The sequence below is a fragment of the Archangium sp. genome (assembly GCF_036277355.1).
Classification (GTDB): domain Bacteria; phylum Myxococcota; class Myxococcia; order Myxococcales; family Myxococcaceae; genus Archangium.
Genome location: NZ_DASUNC010000205.1, coordinates 1 through 7,028, shown reverse-complemented (window position 1 = coordinate 7,028; position 7,028 = coordinate 1). Strand labels below are relative to the sequence as shown.

Here is a 7,028-nt window from a genome sequence, read left to right as displayed (position 1 = left end):
GATTGCGCGCCAGCCCCAGCAGGTAGTCGACGTCGCCCCACTGCTCGTTGAGTTCCTCGAGCATTCGCATGAGGCGCGGCATGGCGAAGCCCGAATCCCCGCGCACCACTATGCGTACGTTGGGGTAGCGCTGCTTGAGCGTGCGTATTCCGGCGAAGTGGAACACTCGTTCCGGGCGAAGTGGAACACCCGTTCCGGCCATGTGGAACAGTCGGAGCGTCAGCGACGCTGGCCGGGGTTCACTTCGCCCCCTTCTTGGACCGGGTCAAATTCCTTTCCGGGTCGCGCACCGAGTCGCCCGTGAGCTTGAGGCGGTGGGCGTTGTGCACCAGCCGGTCGAGGATGGCGTCGGCCAGAGTGGCCTCACCAATCACCGCGTGCCAGTCCTTGGGATCGAGTTGGGACGTCACCACGGTGGCGCCGGAGCCATACCTGTCCTCCAAAACCTCCAGCAGTTCCTTGCGCTCGCTGGCGCCCAGGGGCTCGAGGCCGAAGTCGTCCAGAATCAGCACCTGGGCCTTGGCGAGCCTGCGCAGCAGGTGCGGATAGGTGCCGTCGGCGCGAGCCTGCGCCAGCTCGTCGAAGAGACGCGAGGTGCGGCGGTACACCACGCCGTAGCCATCACGGCACGCCTTCTGTCCGAGCGCGCACGCCAGGAAGCTCTTGCCCACGCCCGTGGGGCCCGTCACCAGCACGTTCTGCGCCTGCGCTACCCAGCGCGAGGTCGACAGCTCCTGCATTTGCGCCTTCGTCAGCCCCCGCGCCAGGCTGTAGTCGATGTCCTCCATGCACGCCGTCTGGCGCAGCCGCGCGTTGCGCAGGCGCGAGCTGAGCTTCTTGTTCTCCCGGTGCACCCACTCGGCGTCCGCCAGCAGGCCCACCAGCTCCGTCGGGCCCATCTGCGTGTCCGCTGGCCGCTCCATCCAGGTGCGCAGGTAGTTGGCCATGCCGTACAGCTTCATCGCGTTGAGCTTCGTAAGCGTCTGCTCCACCAGCATCGTCTCTTCTCCTCGTTGGGGTTGTGGGGTGTTGCTCCGCCGGAGCGCGCCCGAAGGGCGCGCGCAGGCGTCCTCCGAGGCACCGAGCCGTGAGGGCTGGCACCGCGGAGCGTTGTCCGCGCACCGTGGCCGGGCGCGGGAAGCCTCAGTGGTAGTAGTCGGCGCCGCGCACGTTCTCGTGCTGGGGCAGCGGGCCCTTGTCCTCGTGCGCCGCCTCCACCTCCTCGAGGTGGTGCTGGAGGATGGCGGCCACGGACTTGTAGCTGTAAGCGCGGTGGCGCAGCGCCCGCGCGCACGCCTTCTCCACGCGCTGCTGTCCGTGGCGCTCAGCCAGGCGGATGACGCCCAGGGCCGAGCGGAAGCCCTGCTCGGGGTGGGGGCGGCGCTTCATCAACTCCTCCACCAGCGCCGCCGTGCTGGGGCCCACCGTGGCGGCCCAGGAGAGGATTCGACTCGGCGTCCACTGGGCGTGCGCGCGGTGGCTGGCCGGCATGTGCTCGGCCTGGGTGGTGAAGCGTCCGCGCTCCTCGCTGCGCACGTGGCTGGCCACGCGCCGGCCGCCCAGCAGCACCTCCACGCATGACTGCGTGTAGCGCACCTCCACCTGCTGCCCCACCAGCCCGTAGGGCACGCTGTAACAGTGCCCCTCCAGCTCCACGTGGTAGTCCACGTTGACGCGCGCCTTCTTCCAGTGCGCCAGCTCGTAGGGCTTGTCCGGCAGCGGCTTGAGGGCCGCCTTCTCCATCTCCTCGAAGAGTTGCCGCCTGCTCTTGCCCAGCTTGCGCATGGGCCTCGTGTTCAACTTCTCCAGCAGCACCGCCACCGCCTCGCGTACCTCGCCAAGCGACGTGAAGCGCCGGTTGCGCAGCGCCGCCAGAATCCACCTCTCGGCCAGCAGCACCCCGTTCTCCGCCTTCGCCTTGTCCCGCGGCTTGCGTGGCCTCGCTGGCACCACCGCGAAGCCATAGTGCCGCGCCATGTCCGCGTAGCTGGGGTTGATGTCCGGCTCGTACCGGTTGGTGCGCGTCACCGCCGCCTTCAGGTTGTCGGGCACCGCCATCTCCGACACGCCTCCGAAGTACGCGAACGCCCTCTGGTTGCACCCCACCCACGTGGCCACGTCCTCGCTGAAGACGGGCTCCACGTACGTGTAGTTGCTGGCCCCCAGCACCGCCACGTACAGCTTCGCCACCCGCACCTCTCCGCTCACCGCGTCGTGGACTTGCAGCCCGTCTCCGCTGAAGTCCATGAAGCACTTCTCCCCGGCCCGGTGCTCCTGGCGCATGGTGACGCTCACGCTCTTGGCCCACCGCGCGTAGCGCTCGCAGAACTGGCTGTACTGGTAGCCCTCCGGGTGCGTCTCCCGGTACTCCTGCCACAGCAGCAACTTCGTGACGCCCTTCTTCCTGAGCTCCGCGTGCACGTGCGCCCAGTCAGGCTCGGGCCGGCTCGCCACCACCTTCCCCTCGTCCGCGAACAGCAGCGCCGTGAGCGCCGCGTCGTCATCCAACTCCGGCGGCAGCGGCCAACTCGTCACCTTCGCCGCCTGCGCCCGGTACAGGTAGCGGTTGACCGTGCCCACGCCGATTCCCAGGCTCCGGGCTATCTCCCTCACCGACAGCTTCAGCTCCAACCTCTGCCTCAACAACTCTCTCAGCTTGCGCATGGACAGCCTCTCTGCCGCCATCAAGTCCTCCTTTGGGGGGAGGTCAGAGGCGGCGGCTCGTCCAGCACCGTCAACGCTCCACTGTGTCGCCCATCCCTCGGCCTACCTTCCGGGTGCGTTCCACTTGCCCGGAATCGGTGTTCCACATGGCCGGAATGGGCGTTCCACTTGCTCCGGAATCAGTGTTCCACTTGCCCCGGAATCGGTGTTCCACATGGTCCGGTGCACGCAGCTCGTCCAGGTGGGACGCTCGGTGCGCACGCGGGCAGCCCGCCCCGAGCTCCCATTCCAGCAGGTGCATCCGGTGGCTGCGGCCGGGTGTCTTGGAGAGTGGTTTGCCTGAAGGTGACTCCAAGCGTCAACTCCCCTGACGCAGGGGGCGCTCCTCTCCGGCGGAGCGGGAGGACCGGCCGCGTTGGGAGGTCAACGCCCACTAATTCAACGGCTAGCTCCTCGTTTACGGCAGTGCGACCTTGGACGTTCGGTTCCGCACTCTGCCCGGAAGGAGCACCTCCGATGCGCCTGCTGCTGCTGGGAGTCCTCATGCTCCTGGGGTGCACCCCGAGCCCCTCCCGCCCACTCGTGGAAGGCATGGGGGCTTCGGCTCCGGCGGGGGCGAGCCTGCTGGTGCGTGGCGAAGCAGACAAGCTGGATGAATGGGCCGTCTTCCTCCCGGTGGAACTCGACGAGGTGAGCCTCGGTGGCTGGAGCGCGGAGGCGCTGCGCTCGGCCGGCTACCGCATCTCCGTCGTCGAGCTCGAGGACACGGTCGAGTCCGCACCCGCCCAGGTTGCGGGGAACGAGCAGGGTGAGTTCCTGTCGAGGCGCCCTCCCAGACGAGGTGGCCCGGGAGGTCCTCCGGTGCGGCGCCCGCCCTCGCTCAACCCTCGTCCCACTCCGCGGCAGCGCCAGGAGATGCAGCGGCGCGCGGCGGACCTGGCGGCGGTGCAGGCCGCGCGCGAGCTCTACGTCCAGCGGTTGGCCGAGGCACAGGCGCTCTATCCCAACAGCCAGGGATACCAGGACCACCACCTCGTTCCCGTGTACCTCGGTGGACCGAGGAGCGGCACGACGTACCGGATTCCCACCGCCTACCACAAGCTGCTCACCCGCGAGTTCCGGAGGGAATGGAGTTACGACAGGGGAGAGCCCACTCAGCAGCGGCGTCAGGAAATCCTGCTCAAGATCTACTCCCAGTACCCCATCCCCCAACTCATCGGAATCAATCCCTGACCATGCGCGAGATCATCGAATTCAGGATTGGAGAAGCCGAGGCAAGTTCGCTTTTGGGAAAGATAGGGAGGAGCCTGGGAAACGTCCGCAATGTCCGGCTGCCCCTGAAGGACGAGCGGGTCCGCCTGATAGGCGAGTTGGATCGCGAGTTCAACCGGCGAGGACGCTCGTTCTACACGGGCTGGTCCATCTCCCGCCACTACACGCCCGAGGAGATGCAATCCGCCCAGTTATTTGCTCTTCGCCCCCGCTCCATCTTCGAGCCCTGCGGCGAGATGTGCGGGACGGAGTATGACGAATCGGAGGCCTGCCCCCTCTGCGGCGCAGGTGCACGTCAATCAACGGAGCTGCACCTCGAGCCGGAAAGCATTCCGAAGCGGGATCTGAGCTTTACGATCGCCAGGGAGATGGTCATCTCGAATCGGCTGGCCCAGGCCCTTCAAACCCATGGCATCACGGGAGCCGGATTCCTACCGGTACGAGGGCCAACGGGGAGTCTCCTCGAGGACTGGCGTCAGCTCACCATCACCTCCGCGCCGGTGGATGTCGTTGCGCCCACCCTGGTTGGCAACGACCTCTTCGATCTCGACGAGCAGGGGCAGTACCGCTGCCCTCAGGGCCACGTGCTCGGTTTGAATCGTCTCTCCGAGTTGTGGGTACGAAAGGAGAGCTACGACGGCAGTGACCTGGTCCGGACGAGGCAGCTCACGGGCGCCCGACGGGGCGTGTTGCACCCGAAACCCGAAATCCTCCTCTCCCCGAAGCTGTATCGGCTGCTGCGGGAGTTGAAGGTGGGCCGCCTCGTGGTGGAGGTGGCCCACCTGACTTGAGGCTCGAGCGCCAGCTCGAGCTCGATGGCCGCTACGCGCGCAGCCGCTCCATGGCCGCCCGTCCCGCGTCCTTGTACGCCTGCTCCCAGCGGCGCAGCTCCTGGAGGGTCACCCCCACCCGCTCGGCGATGGCCTTCTGGCTCTCCTCACCGGAGAGCATCGCGAGCACCGCCTCGGCCATGACGTCGGCCGAGGGCTTCGGACTCGGCGCCGCCACGGGCATTCCCAGCAGCGAGGAGATGCGCGCCTCGGGCGCCTGGGGCCGCGCGGCCTGCACCTCGCGTGAGAGGGGCAGCGTCACCGCCGGGTCTCCGAGCAGGATGTAGCCCGCGAGATCGTGGCGCAGCATCCACAGGTGCGCGCGCTTCGCGGGGTCCACGGGCCTGCCCCCGCTGGAGGCCGGGGCATACGCCTCCTGGTCATAGAGCAGGGTGAGCTCGGTGTTGGCCTGGGTGAAGAAGCGGAACAGCTCGCCCAGGCCTACCCCCGCGTGGCGGCCCCTCACCAGGCTGTTCATCAGGCCCTGGAAGCGCGAGGGGCGGGGGCGGCCGTCCTGGCCCATGTCCTGGAAGGAGTACGTCCAGGCCAGGTCCGCGTGTCCCACCACCGCCAGCGGCCCTTCGGGGTTGGCCAGCACCGCCTGCGGCAGGGCGGCGACGAAGGGCCGCTCCCCCTCGCGGGGAAGGGACTCCAGCACCCGCTCCAGCCGGCCGGAGAACTCGCCCGCCCCGCGCAGCTGGGACAGCCACGGGTGATAGGCGCTCCGGGCGGGAGTGCCCGCGCCGAAGCAGGCCAGGTAGAACCAGATGCCACCCGGCAGGAAGGGCGTGGAGGCCAGGGAAGAGGCCTCCAGTCTCCCATGGGCCCCCAGGTGCATGGCGCCCTGGAGCGCTCGCTGCTCCTCCACCGTCTTCCAGCCCCCCCGCGGCGCACCCAGCCCGTGACTCACCGTGAAGAGCAGCGAGGCCTGGGGCGAGGACACCTGCTCCAGCAACAGCTCCTTGGACCAGTCCGCCGGCTGGCCCAGTTCGGTCAGCAGCTCGGCGGGGAAGTCGCCCCGCTCCTGGAGCGCACGGCAGCTGGCGAGGCTGGGGGACACGAGCGCGTGGTAGCCCAGGGTGGTGGCGGCGGTGCCATCGTGGGCGGTGTAGAAGAGGGCACGGGCCTTGCGCGCGGGCAGGGGCGTGCGCGCCCAGCGCAGCACCTTCCGCACATAGGCCTCGTAACCGGCGTCCGAGGAGAAGGCGAGCCGGCCCACGAAGCCGTCGCTGGCGAGCACCTGCTGCAGCTCGAGCGACACCTCGTCGAAGTCGCCCAGGAGCAGCAGGTAGCGGGGCTGGTCCCTCGTGGGGACGCGCTCATCGTGCAGGACGGTCTTCATCCACTGGACGGCCTGCGTGGCATCCTGCCCGGGAGGCACCCGGTAGACGCGCGGCTCCACGCCCTCCTGCTGCTCCCGGCGCAGCGCGCGCAGCGGGGCCATCAGTTCCAGCAGCCTGTCTCCCCGTGCACCCTCGGGGGCCACCACGCCCCAGCGCTGGAGCGGCAGCGAGTCCGGGTCGCCGCCCTGGTCATACAGATGCTCAGGGGTGCGCGGAGCCTCGGGCCTGGGCTGCCGGGCCGCGGTGTCGAGCGGCAATCCCTCTCTCAGGATGGGTTGATGGTCATCAGCACCGGCCAGCAGCAGTTCGAACTCCATGGGCCTCACCTGGGGTGGAAGGGCATCCGGACAACAGACTCACTGGGTGAGGACCGCGGCTGCTGGCGTCCGGCTGTGCGAGCGCTCGCATTGCTCATGGCCTGATTGTGATTCCTCGGGAGACTCCGAAAGGAAGCGCTGGCGCTCGTTCGGGTCCAGGCAAATGCTCGTAGCGGAGTGCAGCAAACCCTGGAGTTCTGCAATCCCTACCGTCCAGATTCGTGCCTTATCAGCGGAGGCCGTCACCACCCGTTTGCCATCCGGGCTGAAGGCGGCGGAAGTCACAACCTCCTCATGGCCGCGCAGCACCACCGGCTTGTTCTTCCCGTCCGCACTCCACACCCGCGCCGTCTTGTCTTCGGAGGCCGTCACCACCCACTTTCCATCCGGGCTGAAGGCGGCGGAACTCACCCCTGACTCATGGCCGCGCAGCACCACCGGCTCGCCCTTCCCGTCCGCACTCCACACCCGCGCCGTCCCGTCCGAGGAGGCCGTCACCACCCACTTTCCATCCGGGCTGAAGGCGGCGGAACTCACCCCTGACTCATGGCCGCGCAGCACCACCGGCTCGCCCTTCCCGTCCGCACTCCACACCCGCGCCG

General features: G+C 68.5%; 7 protein-coding genes. 2 read left to right on the top strand and 5 right to left on the bottom strand.

Translation table 11 applies throughout. The features are described 5' to 3' along the window. The 3 genes from VFZ09_RS51855 to istA all read right to left on the bottom strand — a co-directional run. A partial coding sequence (locus tag VFZ09_RS51855; protein WP_414640820.1) for a transposase occupies window positions 1-202 on the bottom strand: 202 nt, incomplete at its 3' end. Window positions 203-239: 37 nt separating this feature from the next. Continuing rightward, entirely contained in the window at window positions 240-998 is a 759-nt protein-coding gene (istB, locus tag VFZ09_RS50445) for an IS21-like element helper ATPase IstB (RefSeq protein WP_329735046.1), read from the bottom strand. A gap of 145 nt (window positions 999-1,143) precedes the next feature. Next, a complete protein-coding gene (gene istA / locus VFZ09_RS50440) occupies window positions 1,144-2,664 on the bottom strand; it encodes an IS21 family transposase (RefSeq protein ID WP_329735047.1) in 1,521 nt (506 codons plus the stop codon). A 516-nt stretch (window positions 2,665-3,180) separates the two neighbouring features. Here istA and VFZ09_RS50435 point away from each other — a divergent pair. Continuing rightward, window positions 3,181-3,897, top strand: a complete 717-nt coding sequence (locus tag VFZ09_RS50435) for a hypothetical protein (protein WP_329735045.1) — start codon at window positions 3,181-3,183, stop codon at window positions 3,895-3,897. 2 nt (window positions 3,898-3,899) lie between these two features. Then, window positions 3,900-4,727 carry a hypothetical protein gene (locus tag VFZ09_RS50430; RefSeq protein WP_329735044.1) on the top strand — a complete coding sequence of 276 codons (828 nt, stop codon included), beginning with the start codon at window positions 3,900-3,902 and terminating at the stop codon, window positions 4,725-4,727. Window positions 4,728-4,758: 31 nt separating this feature from the next. Here VFZ09_RS50430 and VFZ09_RS50425 read toward each other — a convergent pair whose 3' ends face one another. Both VFZ09_RS50425 and VFZ09_RS50420 read right to left on the bottom strand, forming a co-directional pair. Continuing rightward, window positions 4,759-6,426: a helix-turn-helix domain-containing protein gene (locus VFZ09_RS50425; protein ID WP_329735043.1), complete on the bottom strand. Its 1,668-nt coding sequence runs from the start codon at window positions 6,424-6,426 to the stop codon at window positions 4,759-4,761. Between the two features lie 39 nt (window positions 6,427-6,465). Beyond that, on the bottom strand, window positions 6,466-7,028 hold a 563-nt coding region (locus VFZ09_RS50420), incomplete at its 5' end, for a WD40 repeat domain-containing protein (protein WP_414640819.1).

Coding starts and splice junctions, on each gene's coding strand:
- VFZ09_RS50430 (WP_329735044.1), top strand. CDS start 3,900: ATGCGCGAGATCATCGAATTCAGGATTGGAGAAGCCGAGGCAAGTTCG.
- VFZ09_RS50435 (WP_329735045.1), top strand. CDS start 3,181: ATGCGCCTGCTGCTGCTGGGAGTCCTCATGCTCCTGGGGTGCACCCCG.
- istB (WP_329735046.1), bottom strand. CDS start 998: ATGCTGGTGGAGCAGACGCTTACGAAGCTCAACGCGATGAAGCTGTAC.
- VFZ09_RS50425 (WP_329735043.1), bottom strand. CDS start 6,426: ATGGAGTTCGAACTGCTGCTGGCCGGTGCTGATGACCATCAACCCATC.
- istA (WP_329735047.1), bottom strand. CDS start 2,664: ATGCGCAAGCTGAGAGAGTTGTTGAGGCAGAGGTTGGAGCTGAAGCTG.